Annotated in this window: 15 protein-coding genes and 1 pseudogene; 12 read left to right on the forward strand and 4 right to left on the reverse strand. The window is 37.5% G+C overall.

The window, feature by feature from the left end; genetic code table 11:
• Window positions 1-4 precede the first annotated feature (4 nt).
• From RMB13_RS02265 to RMB13_RS02305, 9 genes are all read left to right on the forward strand, one after another.
• Complete coding sequence (locus RMB13_RS02265) at window positions 5-778, forward strand: enoyl-CoA hydratase-related protein (protein WP_311084306.1); 774 nt, start codon at window positions 5-7, stop codon at window positions 776-778.
• Window positions 778-1,569: a 2-(1,2-epoxy-1,2-dihydrophenyl)acetyl-CoA isomerase PaaG gene (gene paaG / locus RMB13_RS02270; RefSeq protein ID WP_005041595.1), complete on the forward strand. Its 792-nt coding sequence runs from the start codon at window positions 778-780 to the stop codon at window positions 1,567-1,569. The genes RMB13_RS02265 and paaG overlap by 1 nt, the downstream gene beginning before the upstream one ends.
• A 2-nt stretch (window positions 1,570-1,571) precedes the next feature.
• A complete protein-coding gene (locus RMB13_RS02275) occupies window positions 1,572-3,110 on the forward strand; it encodes a 3-hydroxyacyl-CoA dehydrogenase (RefSeq protein ID WP_311084307.1) in 1,539 nt (512 codons plus the stop codon).
• 12 nt (window positions 3,111-3,122) lie between these two features.
• Entirely contained in the window at window positions 3,123-4,331 is a 1,209-nt protein-coding gene (gene pcaF / locus RMB13_RS02280) for a 3-oxoadipyl-CoA thiolase (protein WP_311084308.1), read from the forward strand.
• A 40-nt stretch (window positions 4,332-4,371) separates the two neighbouring features.
• Window positions 4,372-5,661, forward strand: a complete 1,290-nt coding sequence (gene paaK, locus RMB13_RS02285) for a phenylacetate--CoA ligase PaaK (RefSeq protein ID WP_309949920.1) — start codon at window positions 4,372-4,374, stop codon at window positions 5,659-5,661.
• Between the two features lie 53 nt (window positions 5,662-5,714).
• Window positions 5,715-6,680 (forward strand): phenylacetic acid degradation operon negative regulatory protein PaaX, encoded by a 966-nt coding sequence (gene paaX / locus RMB13_RS02290; protein ID WP_000062822.1) that lies wholly within the window; start codon window positions 5,715-5,717, stop codon window positions 6,678-6,680.
• Window positions 6,667-7,272 (forward strand): DapH/DapD/GlmU-related protein, encoded by a 606-nt coding sequence (locus RMB13_RS02295; RefSeq protein WP_133746413.1) that lies wholly within the window; start codon window positions 6,667-6,669, stop codon window positions 7,270-7,272. The genes paaX and RMB13_RS02295 overlap by 14 nt, the downstream gene beginning before the upstream one ends.
• Before the next feature lie 76 nt (window positions 7,273-7,348).
• Window positions 7,349-7,732, forward strand: a complete 384-nt coding sequence (locus RMB13_RS02300; protein WP_311084309.1) for a PaaI family thioesterase — start codon at window positions 7,349-7,351, stop codon at window positions 7,730-7,732.
• Between the two features lie 452 nt (window positions 7,733-8,184).
• Window positions 8,185-10,329: a hypothetical protein gene (locus RMB13_RS02305; RefSeq protein WP_311084310.1), complete on the forward strand. Its 2,145-nt coding sequence runs from the start codon at window positions 8,185-8,187 to the stop codon at window positions 10,327-10,329.
• A 252-nt stretch (window positions 10,330-10,581) separates the two neighbouring features.
• Here RMB13_RS02305 and RMB13_RS02310 read toward each other — a convergent pair whose 3' ends face one another.
• Window positions 10,582-13,074, reverse strand: coding sequence for a hypothetical protein (locus RMB13_RS02310; RefSeq protein ID WP_311084311.1), 2,493 nt, complete (start codon window positions 13,072-13,074; stop codon window positions 10,582-10,584).
• Window positions 13,075-13,813: 739 nt separating this feature from the next.
• Here RMB13_RS02310 and RMB13_RS02315 point away from each other — a divergent pair.
• Entirely contained in the window at window positions 13,814-14,368 is a 555-nt protein-coding gene (locus RMB13_RS02315) for a TetR/AcrR family transcriptional regulator (RefSeq protein ID WP_311084312.1), read from the forward strand.
• A gap of 246 nt (window positions 14,369-14,614) precedes the next feature.
• On the forward strand, window positions 14,615-15,955 hold the full coding sequence (locus tag RMB13_RS02320; protein ID WP_311084313.1) for an aspartate aminotransferase family protein: 1,341 nt from the start codon (window positions 14,615-14,617) through the stop codon (window positions 15,953-15,955).
• A 148-nt stretch (window positions 15,956-16,103) separates the two neighbouring features.
• Here the strand turns inward: RMB13_RS02320 and RMB13_RS02325 are convergent, their stop codons facing one another.
• The 3 genes and pseudogenes from RMB13_RS02325 to RMB13_RS02335 all read right to left on the reverse strand — a co-directional run bounded on the left by RMB13_RS02325 (window position 16,104) and on the right by RMB13_RS02335 (window position 19,848).
• Complete coding sequence (locus tag RMB13_RS02325) at window positions 16,104-17,138, reverse strand: AraC family transcriptional regulator (protein WP_311084335.1); 1,035 nt, start codon at window positions 17,136-17,138, stop codon at window positions 16,104-16,106.
• A gap of 308 nt (window positions 17,139-17,446) precedes the next feature.
• A pseudogene (locus RMB13_RS02330) lies at window positions 17,447-18,772 on the reverse strand (haloacid dehalogenase-like hydrolase).
• Between the two features lie 74 nt (window positions 18,773-18,846).
• Window positions 18,847-19,848, reverse strand: a complete 1,002-nt coding sequence (locus tag RMB13_RS02335; protein ID WP_311084314.1) for a phosphotransferase — start codon at window positions 19,846-19,848, stop codon at window positions 18,847-18,849.
• Between the two features lie 181 nt (window positions 19,849-20,029).
• Between RMB13_RS02335 and eat the strand changes: the two genes are divergently transcribed.
• Window positions 20,030-21,445 carry an ethanolamine permease gene (eat, locus tag RMB13_RS02340; RefSeq protein WP_056478907.1) on the forward strand — a complete coding sequence of 472 codons (1,416 nt, stop codon included), beginning with the start codon at window positions 20,030-20,032 and terminating at the stop codon, window positions 21,443-21,445.
• The last annotated feature ends 72 nt before the right edge of the window (window positions 21,446-21,517 follow it).

Raw genomic sequence — 21,517 nt, forward strand, 5'->3', positions numbered from 1 at the left:
TCTCATGCAAGAGTTAATCAAAGCCAGCACAGCAACTGACGGTGTTTTGTTATTAACCCTAAACCGTCCAGGAAAAAGAAATGCTTTAAACAATGCAACATTGCAGTGTTTATGCGAGTTGCTCGAAGAAGCTGAACATAATGCTCAAGTCAAAGCGGTGGTTTTAACGGGGAACGCTCAATGTTTTGCGGCTGGGGCAGATCTTAGCGAGCTGGCTGCAATGGACGCCGTATCTTTGCAACTCGATATTCGCCCGAAGCTTTGGCAAAAAATTGATGCGTTTAGTAAGCCACTGATTAGTGCCGTCAATGGCTATGCCTTAGGTGCTGGGTTTGAGTTGGTTTTATATTCAGATATGGTGATTTGCGGTGAAAATGCCCGTTTTGCTTTACCTGAAATTGGCCTTGGTATGTTGCCGGGTGCAGGTGGAACACAGCGTTTAGCGCGCTTGGTAGGGCAACAACTCACCATGCGCTGGGCCATGACAGGTGAAATGATTTCGGCAAAACAGGCAGAGCAACACGGCATTTGCAGTCAAGTGGTGCCGACTGAATTAACTGTTGAATATGCGGTTCAACTGGCAGCCAAAATTGCCAAACAAGCGCCTTTAGCGATTCGCGTGATTAAACAATCAATTAAAAGTATTCATGAAACGACTTTAAGTCAGGGACTCAAGTTTGAACGTCAAAACTTTGTCTGGCTGGCGGCTACAAAAGATCGAAACGAAGGGATTAATGCTTTCTTTGAGAAAAGAAAGCCAGTGTTTAGAGGTGAGTGATGGACTATCAAAATATTATTGCTGAAGAAAAAAATGGTGTTGGCTACCTAACATTTAACCGCCCAAAAGCACTGAATAGCTTTAACGTCGATATGCACCGTGAAGTTGCTGAGGTTTTAAATCTGTGGACTAAAAATCCGGATGTTCGCTGTGTCGTGATTAGTGGCGAAGGTCGCGGCTTTTGTGCAGGTCAAGATTTAGGTGACCGTGTAGTTGACCCAAATGCTGAAGCTCCAGATTTAGGATATTCCATTGAAACTTACTATAACCCGCTCATTAAAACGATTGTAAATATGCCAAAGCCTGTCATTTGCGCCGTAAATGGTGTGGCAGCAGGTGCAGGGGCAAATATTGCACTGGCATGTGATTTAGTCATTGCAGCCAAATCGGCAAACTTTGTACAAGCATTTTGCCGCTTAGGTTTGGTTCCAGACTCTGCGGGCACATGGTTTTTACCACGTGCTGTAGGCCATGCGCGTGCGATGGGTTTGACATTATTAGGTGACAAGCTCCCAGCAGAAACCGCAAAAGAATGGGGCATGATTTGGGATGTGGTTGAAGACGCCGAGCTTAAAACAAAAGTGACTGAACTGGCAGAACGTTTAGCAAAACAGCCTACTTTTGGTTTATCTCTTATTAAAAAAGCCATTCATCAATCAAGCAATAACACCTTTGATGAGCAAGTGCTATTAGAGCGTGACTTACAACGCATTGCTGGTCGTTCAGAAGATTATCGTGAAGGTGTGCAAGCCTTTATGAATAAACGTGAACCAAATTTTAAAGGGCGCTAAGCATGACAGATTTAGACTTATCTCGTGCCCGAATTGCCGTTATTGGTTCTGGCACCATGGGTATCGGCATTGCTCAGTTAGCCATCGTCAATGGGCACTCGACCATTTTATATGATTTAGATGCTCAAAAAGCGCAACAAGCCGCCCGCGGCTTAGAGCAGACGTTTAAAAAATTGGTTGAAAAGAGCAAGCTCACACAGCAACAAGCTGATGAAGCCTTAGCGCGTTTAACCGTGGCTAATCAAGTTGAAGCTTTAAGTGATGCTGACTTAGTCATTGAAGCAGTCGTTGAGAAAAAAGAAGTTAAACAGTCTTTATTTAAGCAACTCGCTGAAATTTGTAGTGCACAAACCATTTTTGCAAGCAATACATCTTCAATTTCAGTGACTGCAATTTCGGCTGGCATTGCTCACCCTGAGCGCGTGGTGGGTTTACACTTTTTTAACCCTGCGCCAGTGATGAAGTTGGTTGAAATTGTGCAGGGCTTAAAAACACCAAACAGCTTATGTTTGGCTTTAAAAAACTTGATGCTCGGCTGGAAAAAAATTCCGGTACTCACCAAGTCGACTCCCGGTTTTATTGTGAACCGAATTGCACGTCCGTTTTATGCTGAAGGCTTTAGAGCACTGCAAGAACAAGTCACCAGCTACGACCAGCTAGACTATGCCTTAAAGCAATGTGGCGGTTTTGCGATGGGGCCGTGTGAACTTACAGACCTCATTGGTCAAGATGTTAACTTTTCTGTGACCCAAAGCGTTTATCAAGAATTTTTTTACGAGCCACGCTACCGTCCAAGCCTAATTCAAAAAGAATTGGTCGATGCAGGTGCTTGGGGCCGTAAGTCAAAACAGGGCTTCTATAGCTATAACGAAAAAAATCAGTACGAGACATTTCAGCCTCAAGCTGTGGTTGCCAAGCCAATTGATGCACATATTCAGCTAAAAGGTACTTGGTCTCAGCTACCTGCTTTTTTAACGCGTTTAGGTTTTAAAAGTGGATCTGTGAACGATGACAATATCCTTCAAATTGATGATATCGACTTACGTTTAAGCCAAGGTGAATCAGCCAATATTCATTACTTAAGCCGTAAAGTGGTTTTGATGGATTGGCATCATGATTTCGAGCAGGCGGAGGCTTTAGTACTGAGTCATAACGAGCTTTGTGAAGCAAGTGATCTGGCAAAAGTTGAAGCTTACTTTGCACAGTTTGGCATGAGCGTGATGTGGATTAAGGACCATCCGGCACTGTTAACCCTGCGCACCATCGCTTTACTCATTAATGAAGCCTGCGAAGCAAGTTTACATGGTGTTGCGAGTCTGGAAGATATTGATAATGCCATGAAATATGGAGTGAATTATCCTAAGGGTCCTTACCAGTGGTTGACACAAATGGGCGGTGCTTATGTGCTCCAAACCTTAAATAACTTATATGCACTGTATGGAGAGGAAAAATATCGCCCGAGTATCTACCTCAAGCAATATGTAGCGAAAACTCAAAACATTGCTACTCAATATTCACGTGATATGACCGAATTTGCATAATCAGGAGTCAACATGGAAGACGTTTTAATTTGCGATTTTATTCGCACCCCAATTGGACGATATGCAGGTGCCTTAAGTGCTGTACGTGCAGATGATTTAGCTGCATTGCCCATCAAATATTTAAAAGATAAACATCCGAACTTACCGTGGAATACTGTAGACGAAGTATTTTTAGGATGCGCCAACCAAGCAGGTGAAGATAACCGTAACGTTGCACGTATGGCAACACTCTTGGCTGGCTTACCAGATGCAGTGCCAGCGATGACCGTCAATCGCTTGTGTGCTTCTGGCTTAGATGCAGTAGGACTTGCAGCACGTTCAATTAAAGCTGGTGAAGCACAGTTCGTTTTGGCAGGTGGCGTTGAGTCAATGAGCCGTGCGCCATTTGTACAAGCTAAACCAACCGAAGCGTTTAGCCGTACACCTGAAATTTATGACACAACTATTGGCTGGCGCTTTGTAAATAAACAACTTAAAGCTCAGTACGGCACAGACAGCATGCCGGAAACTGCCGAAAATGTAGCTGAAAAATATCAGATTAGTCGGGAAGACCAAGATGCTTTTGCATTGCGTAGCCAACAAAAAACGGCTGCGGCACAACAAAACGGTTTTTTTACCGACGAGATTTTGCCTGTTGAGATTGTAGATCGTAAGAAAAACGTGAACGTTGTTAATCGAGACGAACATCCGCGTGAAACGACACTTGAAGCACTCGCAAAACTAAAAGCGCCTTTTAAGAAAGAAGGCGGTTCGGTGACTGCTGGAAATGCCTCTGGTGTAAATGACGGTGCAGCGTGTGTGTTAATTACTAACCGTGAATTTGCAAATGCACATGGTTTAAAACCTTTAGCACGTGTGATTGGCATTGCAAGTGCAGGGGTTGAACCCAAATATATGGGTATAGGTCCTGTTCCTGCTGTGCAGAAAATTTTAAAGCAAACAGGTTTAACGCTAGATCAGATGGATGTGATTGAGCTGAATGAAGCATTCGCAGCCCAATCTTTGGCTTGTATGCGTGAACTTGGTTTAAAAGATGATGATGATCGCGTGAATCCAAATGGTGGTGCGATTGCGTTAGGACATCCACTCGGTATGAGTGGTACACGTTTAGTCATTACTGCAACACGTGAGCTAAAAAAACGAGGTGGACGCTATGCACTTTGCACAATGTGTGTAGGTGTTGGACAAGGTGTCGCACTGATTTTGGAAAATTTAAATTAATTCAGACGGTTTTAAAAATTACATAATGAGGAGAGAGGCGATGGACAGCCTTACAACGGATAATGTTGAACAATTAACACTTGCAGAGCTTAGAGCGCTGCAAACTAAACGGTTAAAACAAACCCTGACTTTTGTATATGAAAATAGTCCGGTGTATAAGAAAAAGTTCGATGAAGCGGGTGTACATCCTGATGACTTCGTAACTTTAGATGATCTGGCTAAGTTTCCATTTACAACCAAACAGGATTTAAGAGACAACTATCCGTTTGGAATGTTTGCCGTACCGCAAGAGCAAATTGTGCGTTTACATGCGTCATCGGGCACAACGGGTAAACCAACCGTGGTGGGTTATACCCAAAAAGATATTAATACGTGGTCGGACATTGTTGCGCGTTGCTTACGCATGGCTGGTTTAACTGCCAAAGACATGATTCAGGTTGCTTATGGCTATGGACTATTTACAGGTGGTCTAGGCGCACATTATGGCGCTGAGCGCTTAGGTGCAACGGTTATTCCAATGTCTGGCGGACAAACTGAAAAGCAAGTTCAGCTCATTCAAGACTTTAAACCTACTGCAATTATGGTTACGCCATCGTATTGCGTCAGCATTATTGAAAAGCTCGAACAACAATTTGGTACTGCACGTAATACGTCTTTAAAAGTCGGTATTTTTGGTGCCGAGCCGTGGACCAACGAACTGCGCCGTGAAATTGAAGAACGCCTAAATATTAAAGCACTCGATATTTATGGTTTGTCTGAGGTGATGGGACCGGGCGTTGCGATGCAGTGCTTAGGTGAGGGCGAGGGATTAACCATTTGGGAAGATCATTTCTACCCGGAAATTATTAACCCTGAAACGGGTGAAGTCTGTAAAGATGGTGAACTTGGTGAGTTAGTCTTTACCACCATTACCAAAGAAGGCTTACCGATTATTCGTTACCGTACCCGTGATTTGACCCGTTTACTCGCTGGCGAAAATCTGGCGATGCGTAAGATGGATAAAATTGTGGGTCGTAGTGACGACATGCTGATTATTCGCGGCGTGAACGTTTTCCCGACCCAAATTGAAGAGCAAATTTTGCAAGTTCCACATTTAGTTCCAAATTATGAAATTTTGGTGACTAAAAAAGGCCATATGGATACTTTGCATATTCGTACAGAGATGTGTCATAACTGTACTATACAGGCCAATCAACTTGCTCAGGAGTTGATGAAACGCATTAAAACCATGATTGGGATTAGCGTTACTGTAGAAGTTGTTACAGAAGCGACCTTACCTCGTTCGGAAGGTAAGGCAAAGCGGGTAATCGATATGCGTCAGATTGCTTAACATCAAGATCATTCAGGGTATAGAATCTATACCCTGAAACTAAACGCCAAGACATGAGTATGAGTGCAAAAATACAGCAAATAATTGATTCTGTTGTAAAGAATGAGACCTTAAGTGGAACTTCGCTTATTTCGACAATTTTTGGAGATTCAGTACTTCATAGGGGTGGAAACATTAGTCTTGCAAGCCTGATTCAGTTATTAGAGCTGTTTGGTTTTAATGACCGTGCTGTAAGAACCTCTGTTTTTCGTTTAGTTAAAAATGATTGGTTATGTTCAGACAAAATTGGCAGAACCAGTTTTTATCGAATTACCGATTCAAGCCGTTCGACTTATTTGCAGGCCGAGCAACGCATTTATAACGACCAGATGAAAGAGTGGGACCATTATTGGGATCTTATTCTGATGTCTAGCCTCGACACCGAAAATAAAGCGTTGTTAAAGAAAGAACTGGAATGGTTAGGGTTTGCCAATATTTCGACAAACTTAATGGCTTATCCGGGGTGTAACCGTATTGAACTGCAACGGTTGTTGGTTGACTTAAATATGAGTGAGCAAGTGGTGGTGTTTAAAGCCGAAACATTGCAGCTCTTTAATAATTCGGTCGATACCATTGGTCGTATGCTCAGAACCAACTGGCCAATCGATGAATTACGCCAAAGATATCTACAGTTTCTCGATATTTTTAGAGAAATTGGCGTGTTGCTGATGCAGGAAAATGAACAACTAGAACCTGTTCAGGCCTTTCAAATTCGAACTTTGCTGATTCATTATTATCGACGGATTTTATTGAAAGACCCTGCATTGCCGCTTGAATTGTTGCCAACTGACTGGCCCGCGATTAGTGCACGAACTTTATCAATGAATATTTATAAAAAAGTATTTGAACCTGCGGATGAATACTTCTTGTCTGTTGCCGCAACAGCAGAAGGGCCGATGCCAAATGCCACAGCACATTATTGGCGCCGTTTCGGAGGTTTGGTGGCGACAAATGAGAGGTTAAATCATGCCTTGTTATAGTATTGATGGTGTTATTCCAGTCGTCAGCCCAGAGGCTTTTGTACATCCAACCGCTGTTTTAATTGGTGATGTGATTATTGAAGCGGGCGTATATGTAGGGCCATTTGCTTCATTGCGTGCCGATTTTGGTCGTATTCATATTAAGCAAAATGCCAATATACAAGATAACTGCACCGTACATGGCTTCCCACAAAGCGTGACTTTGGTTGAGGAAATGGGGCATATTGGGCATGGTACAACTTTACATGGTTGCCGCATTGGAAAAAATGTTTTGGTCGGCATGAACAGCGTAATTTTGGACTATGCAGAAATTGGCGAAAACACCATTATTGGTGCAAATAGTTTGGTCAAAACTAAAGATATAATTCCTGCAAATGTATTGGCAATGGGTAGTCCTGCCAAGGTTGCACGTGATTTATCAGAACAAGAAAAAAAGTGGAAAACCAGAGGCACGCAAGAATACATTGAGCTTGCACAGCGCTGCTTAAATTCAATGCAAGAAGTTCAGCCTTTAAGCTCGGAGTTGGATGACCGCCTGACCTATAAGGACTTTAGTTCTTCAAACTATCAGATTAAACAAGATAGTGTTTAACGGCTTTTAATCAGTCGATTTCAATACATATAGGTTCATAACACTTAGGGAATACTCGCACGAGTAGGGAGACGTTGTGCAAAAAATGGAAACTACAGCGGTTGATCAATTCGCAGAGCTATTGGGTGTACAAGTGCTGCATCGCAGTTTTGATGAAGCGCGTTGCAAGCTTAATGTGAAAGACGAACATATGAATGCATTGGGCGGCGTACATGGTGGAGTCATATTTTCTTTAGCCGATATTGCTTTTGCGATGGCTTGTAATGCAGGGGATGCGCTATATACAGGCCTACAGGCTGATATTCGCTATATGAGTGGTGCGAAAGATAGGATGTTGTTTGCAACGGCAACCAAGGTTGGCAGTAGTAAAAAATTTGCGCATTATGAAGTGGTGATAACAGACGGTTTGAATAATAGAGTCGCTTTATTTACATCTACGTGTTACAGACTTGCGCCGTGATAGGTGTTTGGAGTGTAGCGAGATTCAGAGCAGAACTTAATTAAAATAATAAAAGCGTTGAGAAAAGCTGATTATGTTCCAAAGCTTGGTCATTTCGTACTTAGCTTTGGCTTATTGAGAGGGGACTTGAGTTAGACTACATTTAAAAGCTACTCACTTTTATAAATAATGAGCTGTGAAGGGGCTTTATTTTTAGAGTCTAGATAAATAACACCTAAATTAACTTTTTTATAAAATCTGAATTCACGTTCATCACCTTTTAATCTTTTTATATTTCACCTCAGAATAGCCTATATTCTTTACTTTAAACCTATCAAAACTAATGTAAATTAAAGCAGCCATCTTAGAGTATTTCTGTATAGCTGGTTTAAAAACTAATATTTTTTTACGATTGGCTTTAATTTTAAACTAAATAACTGCATTATATGCAATTTAACAACTGGCACTTACACATGCATAAAGATTTTGAAAATATTTCATCTAAAAATTTATTTAATATTAAATATATTATTGTTTGTAAAAATACGGATAATATTCCAGAAATTTTAGAAAAGATCTTACATTTTCCATGGGATGTAAGGGAAATTTTTGACGTAGAAGAAGAAACACTATCTAAACTAATTGAAAAAGGAATAATTTTTCCAAATTATATAGTCATAGATGAAAAGAATTCAAATGAAATACTTAATAACTATAAAAAGCATTTATTTACTCTTGTAATTAAAACAGATAATATTAATGTTGAAAATATTGATCCGCTTTCTGATATTTTTTTGAGGATTAATCAAAATACATACAATGGATATAAAATATCATTATTTGATGTAATAAATTTTTCAGATTTAGAAAAATTTAATATCTACGCATGGCTTCGTAATAAAACATATCATTTTAGTAAAATTCTATTTCGTAATTATTTAGATGGTTACGAAGGGGAAAGTAAATTTATTGAAAAAATAAATAACCTGTCAGAAAATAAAAAGTCTGTTTTAGATCAAATAAATTTCTTAACAGAAGAAATGAATCAGGGGCTGTTTAAAAATAGTTTTGAAATAAAGAAAATAGACTTTAATGAAGTTATTTCGAATAAAGAATTTTTCTTATTAACAAATAATAAAAAGAAAGGTCTTATCATACATTCTTTTGAGGATAAATATTATTATTATGGAAAATATTCAAGAGTATTGCTGAGAGAAGAAAAAATTAGTAAAGAAAGAAAAAAATTAGCATTAACAAAAATCAATAGTATTCATAGTGTAGATAAAATTAAACATGAAATAATGTTTCCATTATTCTACTCAAAAATAAATAATTATTTATTTTACTCACTAGATTATGATATCAATCGGGTAAGACAAGAGGTTAATTTAATATCAAGTCATTGTAGACGCTATGATCCAGCATCTCCATCAAAAATAAAAATCCATAACCAATCTTTATCACATTTAGTGAATAACCTGAATATCAAAGTAAAAAAATATAAGGAAGTTAATGAACTGGTAGAAAATTTAAAGGATAAAGATTCATACTATAATTTAAAATCATATAGTACTCTCCCTTTAGGGTGGTTAAATATTGATGGATGTCCTCTCTGTTTAAGGCATCATTATAGCTTAGTACCTAGAAATAAAAATCAATTGGTTAGTACAAGAGAACTACTAATTGTAAAAGATAGTGCTTTTAAAATACTTATTATTCGGAGTTTTGATGATTACGATCACCTCAAATATAGCATGGAAAAAACTCTAGATATGTTTACATCCACAAATAAAAAATATAATCTCGATGATATAGATTTCATAAATGAGGCAGGAAAAGAGAAAATATTAAATTATAAGAATTCAGATATATATGCACAATATAGATTTGTTGATGTTGATTCTGAAGACGATCTAATTAGTACATTAAATAATTCAACTGAAAATATTATTATATTTGACTGCCATGGTACTACTCTAGATGATAAAGGAAATTATGGCTTATATTTATACGGTGAAAAAGTCAGCTTGGACTCATTAAAAACTAAAATAAATAAATTACCACCAATTGTCATATTCAGTAGTTGTGATAGCTTGCCAATGAATGCTAATCAGGATAACTCCACGGCTCAAACAGCTATTGATTTAGGTGCTCGCGTAGTCATTGGTACTTATTTACCAATAGATGGGTTTTTAGCAAGTATTGCAGTATCTAGACTAATACATAGACTAAAACAGTATGTTGATATTGCCCTAAAACATGTTGAAAAATTGAGTTTTAGTAATATATTCCAAGGATGGATGTTGATGAGCTACACTTTTGAAGTGTTGAAATTAATGGAAAATGATAAGTTAATAAAAGACGATGATTTTAGTAAAATTCATTTAGAGGTTAATTGTATTATTAATCCCTTACACCCCAATTGGTTTGAAAAATTTTTAGAAATTTTGCAAAAAAATATACAGATTTTTTCAAATCGTGATGATGTTCTTAATTATTTATGGAGTAATATTGCTATAACAGACTCTATGAAATATGTTTGTCTCGGCTTTCCTGAAAAAGTTTATATAGTAAATAATATTAATCAATTTGATTCCGAAATTTATGATATTATTTAAATATAATTTTTAAAAATAGTGATATGTAGGTAATATTTTCTTTAGATAGTTTGAATAATTGCTTTATAGATAATTTATTTAGAAACTTTGGTATAGCCAAGCTATAAGTTCTTTTAATTTTTTATGAGTAGATAGAGCCCCTAAACTATAGTTGTTTAGGGGTTTTCTTATGGAGTTAAATTAATTATTTAATTTTTCAAGAATATTTTATAGGCTAGAGTCGAAATATTATTTTTTGCTTGTTGAATTTTTTTATTGTGAATCAATTTTTTCAAAAAAAGTATATACATTTTTTCCATGAGTTCCAAAATTTATAACTGGTGTTGAAAAATTCAAAAATTCCTCAAATGTAAGAATGGTAAGTTTAATATTGCTAAATTGAGTTTGGAATCTTTTTTTGAAATCTTCTAAATTAGATTTTGTTTCTTCTATTTTTGATTCATCTTCAGAATGTTTATCAAAAGCTAAAAAAGCTTGATCTGGAGATATATATTTGATTAATTCTATAAATTTATCTGCTTCTCTATCAGTTAAAAAATATTCTGCTGTGCGCTTAGCTTCTCCCGCAAAAAAGTTACCATCATATATACCTAATAAGTCAATTTCATTAATATAATTTGATTTTTTATCATTATAGTAAATATTAACTTCTGGTAAATATAAAAAAGAGTTCATATAACTTATGTTTTGGATGTAATTTAAAGCCCACACTACAGGCAGTCCACTATGTTCAAATATTACTTTATGAACAAATTTGTTAAGTAAATATTCCCATGAGAATTCTTCACCAACTGGTATTGTATGATTCTCATTACATATTTCACAATTATTAGTTAGTTTAAGAGAATCAACAGTTTTTAAATTTTTATAACCACAATATCTACAGTTCCATGTATATATGGGATGGAAAATTTTAAATTTTATTAAATCGTCAAGAGCATCTTTAAAACATGAAGTTAAATATTGAGATGAGTGGAAACTTTTTTTAAAATCCATTTGATTTTTAATAAATTTTAAATGGCTATCATTTCTGTATTTTTGCTGAAAAGCTTTAAGCCTATCTAAAGTATATATGTAATCTTCTTTTTTATTTCTGGATGAGGCATCTTCAAAAACATCTTTCCATAGCCTGTTAGTTAAAAAGTTTGAAGCAATATGAAGTTTTTTAAATAATGAAATTACCCCGTTAAAATTTTTTCCTTTATCTGAATGTTTTATGTGGGAAATTTTTGATTTATCTAAATTACTTCTTAAATCTAGTTGAGAGTAATTATTTTTATTAGTTAATAAGATATTAAGGGCAAATAAGTCATCAGGTAGAGATATATTAATATGGAAATCTTCATTTTCTATACTTCTTCTAAATGGGCTGGAATTTTTTCCTGCAATTAAAACAGGAAATTTACTTTTACTTATACGTTCATATTTATTTCCAAAGATTTTAGCTAAATATGCTCTTTTAGGTAAAATCCATTTATCTATGACGTTTGAATACATAGATAAATTATTATGCCGATCAATACCACACTCTATTGCAAAGTCTCCAAAACCATGATTTTGAAACTTTAATGGTATATATCTTAAATGTTTAGGTCCATTGATAGAAATTGAAGAAGGATTTTCTGAAATAGATAATACGGAATTATCTTTAATAGAAATTGAATATTTAACCTCGGAGCAATTGGTTGGTATGATAGTTTTGGAGTAATAAGAAGGAACACTTATTAAATTATAAGTAAACTTTTGCAGGTTTTCTCTTATTTGTTTTAGATCCTCTTCTGCTATAGCTTGAGAAAATAATGAAACTTGATATGGTCCTGATCCAGAGTTTAAAAAATTTAGATTACTTAAGTATTTGCCAAGAGATTCTAGAAAATTTTCATCACTAGATAGTTCTTCACTAATGATTAATGAATTTATTGAGTCACTTGATCCATCATAAAAATGTCTTACATTCCAAAATGATATTCGATCTTTAATTCTAGAACCTATTATTATTGAAAATGAAAGACTAAAGGTGTGTTCAAATATAGTTTCAATCGATTCCGAATGAATTCTTGCTAAATGAGCAACTGTAGTGGCTTCTCTGTTTGCCAATAAATCTAAGACTTCTGTTCTAGATTTAATCACTGTAGTTCCTACATAATTATTAGGAGGAATATTTTTTAGAGAAAGGCAACATGTTTCAAAAACTTCTTTAATTCCATTAAGATAGCTATTGTATTCTAATCTATTACCAAAATTATCTGTTATAAAACGATCGCCGAATTCAGGAGAAAATTGTGCAATTAGACTTATTGGATTATTGGTTATTTTATTTCTCAAATAACTAAATATATAAGGGCTATAAACTGTAGATATAGACTTTACTGGGTTATAGAAAGGTATATTTACAGAGAAATATTTTTGCTCATTTCCAAAATCATGTTCCATCAAAAGGGCAGGAGAGTTGATATTTTCAACTTTTTGAATTTGTTCACTCGTTAATTTTATATAGCTGTAAACAATATCTGCATCATAAAGGCTTAACCATTCTAAATAGCTTTCTTCATCAGAATTAAGAGGGAGAATTAAAAACCTCGCTCCACCCCAACAGGTATAAGAATATTTAAAAATTTCATCAAGAATTAAATGGTTAGTTTCACTTTCTTCATCCGAAATAAAGAAAGCAATCTTAATTGGCCGTTTATGGATATCAATTTGTACATCTTTTTCTAATCTTTTTGAGTCTGTTAGTCTTTCCATGGAAGCCTTTCTTTTAAAAATGATGATTGTTATGAATCTTTTGCACAAAGTATGAATAAGTATTTTTATAGCATTTTATTAACTTTATCAAAATGTTCGACTGAGTTTTCAACTTAACGCATTCATTTTTAATTACAGTTTCATATCACCCTCTAAACCTCCACTTAATAATAACTCCCTCATTGTTTAGCGTTACTTTTCTAATGATTTAATTTAAAACAAATGGCATTTTGCGTGCTTGACTGCAATAGGGTTGGGCACTATTCTTTGCCTGCTGGCCTACATTGCCAGACGGTCGTCGCGGACCGTGTTGAAAGATCGCATCAGAGTTATTCCTTCTGAGGGATAGTCTTATGCGTGAACTCCTCGTCTCCTCCCGTTGCGGTAGGACGGGAGAGGGACACCTTCGGGTGTGCTGGTTTATCTTTCCCAGTCCGCGAACCCTTTCTCGTTCTGCCACCCTAATTTTAATGTCGGCAGAACTCCCAATAAAAAGGAGTTGGCTTTGCACATCCATTATTTCTTGGCAGCCTTTGCCAAAAGCTATAACAACACAGCTTAAAAATTTAAAGCAGCTTGATTGCCCTAAGGTTCTCAGGCTTTAAGTCTTTTTATTTAAAACTTAGCAACAACAAAACTTGAGATGTGCTACGCACAGTCTTTACGGCTTTGCTATGCCTTTTTTTCTCCCAAAAAAGTATCTCATTTAGAAACAACAATAATTTATAACGGTAAAACCATGCCAAAGTTAGTTCTCCCAACACGTGCCATACAAGTTATTAATACGTCGATTTATTTATTTCACCATCACGGCTTTCATACGGTTGGGGTCGACCGAATTGTGAAAGAATGCCAAATTCCCAAAGCAACTTTTTATAACTACTTTCATTCTAAAGAGCGGTTTATTGAAATCTGCTTGATTGTGCAAAAAGAACGTCTAAAAGAAAAAGTGGTTTCAATTGCTGAATACGACCGAGGCACAAGTGTAAAAGATAAACTCAAGGCGCTTTATCTTTTACACACCGACTTAGAGGGGCTTTACTACCTATTATTTAAAGCCATTTTTGAGATAAAACTGACTTATGCAAAAGCCTATCAAGTCGCAATTAAATACCGTACATGGCTAATCAATGAAATCTATAGCCAGCTTATAAAACTAAAAACCGATGCGACTTTTCAAGACGCCAAACTCTTTTTATATATGATTGAAGGCGCAATTATTCAGCTTTTAAGCTCAGATGGAGCAGACGACAGAGAAAGCTATTGGAATATGATTTCTAATGTCTTTCTTTAAACGTTTCAGCTCATGTTTGGGGTAAGCATAAGCCCTAATTCTAAAATAGCTATTGGATGAACTTTGAGAGTTGACTTCAAATCGTGGCTTAAGTGGTCTGAGGTCAAGTTTTTTTAAAGATACTTAAGCAATATGGTTTGCGTAACTTCAATCAAATACTGAAATATTTCGAATCAGCGTATGAGTTGCCTACGTCAGTCATCGTCTTGCGCAAAAGTATGCTGAATATAAATAGAGGAGTCATTCATGGGTACGCGTTCAACCATTATGGATACCAATAGCTTTCGTCCAGAACATGCTGCTGAGCTGGACCATGCTACCCGCAAACTGACCGATAAAAGAAATAAAATTTTAGGTGAATCCTATCGCTTGTTTTATCGTAATCCCGTGCATCTGGTAAAAGGTCAGGGGCAATATTTATGGGATGCAGCAGGTCATCAATATCTGGATGTTTACAACAATGTTGCCAGTATTGGTCATTGTCATCCTGCGGTGATTGAAGCGGTAAATGAGCAAATGAAAATGCTCAATACGCATACCCGTTATTTACATGAAAATATTTTGGATTATACCGAAGAACTCTTACAAACCACTCCCGATGAAATTGACCGTGCCATGTATATGTGTACTGGCTCAGAAGCGAATGATTTAGCGATTCGTATTGCACGTGAATATAGCGGTGGCACAGGAATTATTGTGTCTCAAGAGTCATATCATGGCACCAGTAGCTTAACCTCAGGATGCTCTCCAGCGCTTGGAACTGAACAACCTTTAGATGCGACAACTCGTCTAGTTCCAGCACCCGATTATTATCGGATACAAACTGATGATTTAGGTACATGGTTCGCACAGCAGATCCAGCAACAAATTGATGATATGAATGCAAAAGGAATTAAGTTTGCAGGTTTTTTAGCGGACTCAATATTTTCTTCTGACGGTGTGATGCCTAATCCTGTTGGGTTCTTACAAAAAGCGGTTGATGTCGTACATGCCAATGGCGGAATCTTTATTGCTGATGAAGTACAACCGGGTTTTGCACGTACTGGCGACTCTTTCTGGGGCTTTGGTCGTCACAATGTTGTGCCTGATATCATTACCACAGGTAAACCAATGGGTAACGGTGTACCAGTGTCAGGACTTTTAGCCAAGAGTGAAGTCCTAGCTGTTTTCAGCGATAAAATTCCATATTTTAATACCTTTGGTGGTAATCCTGTTTCTATGGCAGCTGCGCAGGCTGTACTTAAAGTTATTCAGGAAGAAGAATTGCAAACCCATAGCAAATATGTGGGAGGGCTACTTCTAAAAGAACTCACTAAACTTATGGATAAACATGAGATGGTGGGCGATGTCCGTGGCGCTGGTCTATTTATAGGATTTGAACTGGTTAAAGATAGAGCTACAAAAGAGCCGAATAAAGCATTGGCTTTGAACCTTATTGAAGAGCTCAGAAATACTCATCGAGTTTTAACCTCAGTTGCAGGTCCTTATGGCAACGTATTGAAACTTCGCCCACCTTTGGCTTTCCAAATAAAAGATATCGATTGGTTAGTTGGCGCTTTGGATCAAGCATTAACAAAATTAAAGTAAGACCTTCTATAAAAAATACCCTTCAAGTTGGATGTTAAATCTAATTTGAGGGGTATTTTGTTGTTCAATTATCTTGCAGCTTTAGAAGTTATCTCGAATTGCTTAAATAATAAAAAGGCCTTTATTCAAGGCCTGTATTTGCGATGTTTTAGTGTCTTAATTGACGTGGTGTAACACCAAACCAGCGTTTAAATGCACGTGATAGAGCACTTACTTCTGAATAACCTAATAAGAATGCCATTTCTGAAATTGGAATATTTTTCTGTTTAATATAATGTTCGGCCAACTCACAACGAACCTGATCAACTAAATGGGTAAAGGTCAGTCCTTCAGTTTTTAAACGGCGGGTAAGGGTGCAACTGCTTAAACCAATATCATGAGCGATTTTTTCAAGGTTTGGTTCACCTTCACTGAGTTCAAGTTGGATGTGAGAGCGAACTTGATCTGCAAGACTTTGACTTGGTGAAGAGCGATTGAGTAACAGCAGCGTATCTAAAATTACCGTTAATAAAATAGAATCACGGCCCGGCATAGTATGTTGGACGTCTTTTTTTGAAATGATGATGGAATTAAAAGGTTGATCAAAATAAACAGGCGCGTTAAATAATTTGCTGTGTTCTTGCCAGAATTCAGGGCGAGTATGTTCAAAGTGAATCGCGCGTGGTGAATAATGAGGGCCCATGACTTCACGGATCACATTCATAAACATGCCCATGGTCAGTTCTGCATCTTGGCGCCGAGTTAAAATCGCGCCGTGTTGAACTTGATAATCTATGCGCCAGCTATCTCCCAAATCTACCATTCGATTAAGAGTATCTTTCTGATGCAAATAAAAATTATTGGTCATGTTCATGAGTGCAGACTCTAATGTGTTTGAACAAAGTCCAATGTACCCAATAAGCCCTAATGATTTCGGTTGAAACTGTTGACCATAGTGCAGGCCAAAATTATCACAACCTGAAACCAGTGCTGCTTGCTCTAGCACCTTGCAATAATTGGGCAGTTGTAAGCTCAAAGTTGGGCTGATTAGAAGTTCAGGATTAATACCACTAATACCTAAAACGCGATCAACATCTGCACCTTTTTGACGAATAAACTCGCTTAATCCAGAGGCAGCTGCAGACAATACACCTTGATTACACATATTTGAATCGACAAGATGAGCTGGGTTGAGATGTAACATGTCAAGTCTCATGATATTTATTCCTAACTATTCTTATATTAAGCAAAAGCCATACCAGTTTTTACTTACATCCATGATTTTGTGTTATTAAAAGTTTTTATAAAATAATGACTTATGTGTTGCTGTTCTAAGTTTCAGGCTTGATTCTTTAAGAAGAGATCAAGAGTTGTATTTAAGGTTGGGTAGCGAACTAAAAGAAGGCAGAAAATGCATTAGAGATAGGCAAAAAGGGCAGAACTAAAACAAAAAATTAAGCGGCTTCTCATGCATACAACATGTATTGTAGGCATGAGAAAATAAGTGAAATACTAATTTTTTGTAGTTTTCGCCGTTTGTGCACCATAACTTAAACTAGCCATTGAGGGTCTAAATTGACCTGTATTGGCATCGCGGCCTTGTAGTAAAAACTTAGGATTGGCTTGACCATAGTCTTGCACAGCCTGCTGAGAAAACTTGCCGATATCAGAACTTGGACTGCGCAATCGGTTGATAATCAGTACTTTCTTGGTCGTCTCAAAATCTTGCATCATATTTTGATCGCCTTCACTGTCACCAGCGATAAAAATTGGCCCGTAACCATATTTAGAGACTAAAAAACGCTGGATGGTTGCAGTTTTACCTTTACCTTGAGTTTGCGCATAGCCATGACGAAATTCGGGCAAAATTAGATTTTGTGCATCTCGTTCTAATTCCATAGCGTAGGCATTTTTTTCATTAATGTTATAGCCGATCTCTGGATTAGAAATAATTTCCTTAATCACATCAATAAAAGATGCCGAACAGACATAGACATCAATGCCATTGTCCTGAAAGGCTTTGAATAGATTTTGCATTTCACGGTATGGTCTTAAACCATTTTCCCAAGTGGTTTTTACAACACCTGCTTGGCCCGAAAGTACTGTGGGAGAGGTCCATGTAACAGGTCCAATCGGTTGCTGCATTTGCCAAGCAACGGTTGCTTTTACCAAATTACGGACTTGTTGTTCGGTAAGCCCAGTAAACAAATAAGTGACCCACGGATATGCGACTTCATGATCAAACGTGTCTCCAATCGCCGCATATAGATATCTCATTTTAGTAATGAAATCGAGATAATGAGGATCTTGTTTAATTTGATCCAGACTTTGCTTACCTTTTAGACCGCTATAGTGGTGATAAAGCCATGTGTAGCTGGCAATAATATCTGGGGCGATTTTATCAATATTGACGGCTTGGCCTTGCTGGTTATTGTATGTCGCTTCAAAATTTTGTGAGCTAATTCCTTTACGAATAATTTGATTAAGCTGCTCTGGCGTGACATTAAAGGCTAAGTGTTCAAGTTGATAAATTAACGTTGCCTCTTCAATGTCTAAAAATACTGAGGTATTGTCAAAGTCAGTGACAATATACGGACGTTTTTCAGAATTGTAGTTAGGGCTGTCTTTTCCATAGCTAGCAATCAATTGATTGAGTTGGTCAAAGTTAAAAGCGTCCCATTGACCTTTTTAGATATATTCCTTTTTTTGAATAGCGACTGCGGGAGATGCGCTTTGCAAAGGGTTGTAGTTACATGCGCTTAGCGCAATCATACTTGCCAGACTACTGATGAGTAATAGTGCTTTGGCAACTCGGCTCAGTTGATGGGTAGCTTGCATAAACCCTTCCTTTAAATTCTATAAAATTTAAAAACTAAAAATTGAAAATGAGGAAAAGCGATCTAAATCACTTTTCAAATTCCTACAGGCATTTGTCCGTTTAAATATTTTTTGCACAGACGCACAGTTTCATTGGACCATTGGTCTCCAAGACTTTGAGCCATTTCTGTTTGTGCGTGAGAACCATTCCAAGCCATCATTTGAATGCGGCGTTGCATGATAAAAGTTGGGATCATTTCATATTCTTCAGACTGAATATGACCTACGCGCTCGTAGCCTTTTAACCAGTGATCAACCCATTGAGGCGCATTTGCATAATGTTCATTGAAGCTAATCGCAGCGGCGAGGTCATGCATAAACCAGCTCATGCCACAGTCATCAAAATCGATCACGCCAATACGTTCTTGTTGTAGTAATAGATTGGTTAAACGCAAATCGGCATGAATCAGGCCATAACGTTCCTGAGTTTTGCCAAAAGAATTTAAATCTTTCGCGATTTGTACAATGGCTTCTTCGATAACGCCGTGATCTTGTAGCCTCAAGTGAGGTGCATTTTTCCAGTTTCCCCAGTGTCCATCTGCACCGATCATGGTTTCATGATTCCACACAATACGTTGAAAGTTTTCAGGCGCTTGCCATGTTTTGCTATGTACGTGCAACTTTGCAGTAATTTGTCCTAGTTGCTCAAATGCAGTGGGGTCAACTTCAACAGTCGGCATATCGCCATCAACCCAGTTGAAAAGTACTGCATAACGATAAATATCATTCGATAGTTTCAAAGTGATTACGCGCTCACCAGATTGATCTGCAATCGCAACGGGAACTTGAATACCACTCACATTTAAGGCATCTAACCATTCAAGCTCACTTTGTATATCTAGTTTGCTGTGATAGTTCGGACGATGGATTCGAAGTGCATATCGGGCAGATCCAGTCGAAATCTGAAAGGTTGCATTTTCAGACTGACACAGTAGTTTGACCTGTCCTTGATAGTCTGATGGATATTGCTTAATTGCTTGTTCTGCCAGTATTTGTAATTGAACTTGGCTTAAAAATTCATTTTGTTCTACAGACATGACCCAACTCCTCAATTTAATTTTTAAACACGTTCTGTGTTGAGATGCCGTCGATCTTATAAAAGAAAAAATGAATCAACTTGACTTCAAGTGGTCGGGGAGATGTTTTGCTGTCAAGTTTTATGAATATCTTTTGCGCAACTATTGATGGTGTAAATTTAGTCGATAAGGCAATACGGCAATGAAAGAGTCAGAATTAAGTGTAGATGTTGGCGCTCTGCAACAGGACGCAGAGTATTTTGCAAAACGTCAGTTAAAAAAGGGGGCAGTAGGTTGGTTACTTTTGGTGGGACTCGGTGTTTCCTACGTTATTTCGGGTGACTTTGCGGGTTGGAATTTTGGACTGGCACAAGGTGGATGGGGTGGACTCTTTATTGCAACAGTCATCGTCGCGTTTATGTATCTCTGCATGAGCTTTGTGATGTCTGAGATGTCTACGATGTTGCCCACTGCTGGCGGTGGCTATAGTTTTGCCCGCGTTGCATTTGGTCCTTTTGGAGGATATCTCACAGGTACTGCGATTTTAATTGAATACGCAATTGCACCTGCTGCCATTGCCGTATTTATAGGCTCATATTGCGAATCACTATTTGGCATTGGCGGTTGGGCTGTTTATTTAATTTGTTATTTAGTTTTTATGGGCATTCATCTGAAAGGTGCAGGTGAAGCGCTTAAAATCATGTTTGGAATTACCGCAGTTGCTTGTATTGCACTGGTCGTATTTATCGTGGCGATGCTTCCACATTTTGACAGCGCACGTTTATTTGATATTCCAGTGAGCTCACATGCAGGTGCAAGTAGCTTTTTGCCGTTTGGCTATATGGGAATATGGGCAGCAGTACCGTATGCCATCTGGTTTTTTCTCGCAGTTGAAGGGGTACCACTTGCAGCCGAAGAAGCAAAAGATCCAGTACGTTCATTGCCACGAGGCTTGATTGGTTCAATGTTGATATTGGCATCGTTTGCACTTTTAATTTTATTTTTGGGAGCAGGCGCTGCGGGTTCAAATGCTTTAAAAAATTCGGGAGCACCTTTGGTTGATGCGCTGATTGCGGTGTATGGTCAGCACACATGGTTGGCAAGCTTTGTTAACTTTGTTGGTCTTGCTGGACTTGTTGCAAGTTTCTTCTCAATTATTTATGCCTATTCGCGTCAGATTTTTGCATTGTCACGTGCGGGATATTTGCCAAAAAACCTATCGCTTACCAATGAAAATAAAGCGCCATATTGGGCCATTATCATTCCGGGCATTATTGGTTTTTTACTTTCTTTAACAGGTGAGGGTGACTTACTCATTTTAATGGCTGTATTCGGTGCAACAATTTCTTATGTCTTGATGATGCTTTCACATATCAAATTACGCGTATCTCGTCCTGAATTACCACGTCCTTATAAAACGCCTGGAGGAGTGTGGACGTCTTGTATTGCCTTGATTCTTGCCGCTGTTGCCGTAGTTGCAGGGTTAATGGTGAATCCGAAAGTTTGGTTATTAGCTGCGCTGATTTATGTCGGATTTATACTTTATTATCTGTTATATAGCCGTCACCATTTGGTTAAAGGTACTCCTGAGCAAGAGTTCGCCATGATTGATGACTAAATTTTTAGTACAATAAGAATAAAGAGGTTTCGGCCTCTTTTATTTGTTCTTTTTTCTAAGCATTTCCAGATT

Origin of the sequence: Acinetobacter sp. V102_4, from assembly GCF_031799005.1 — a bacterium.
GTDB classification, from domain to species: Bacteria; Pseudomonadota; Gammaproteobacteria; order Pseudomonadales; family Moraxellaceae; genus Acinetobacter; species Acinetobacter calcoaceticus.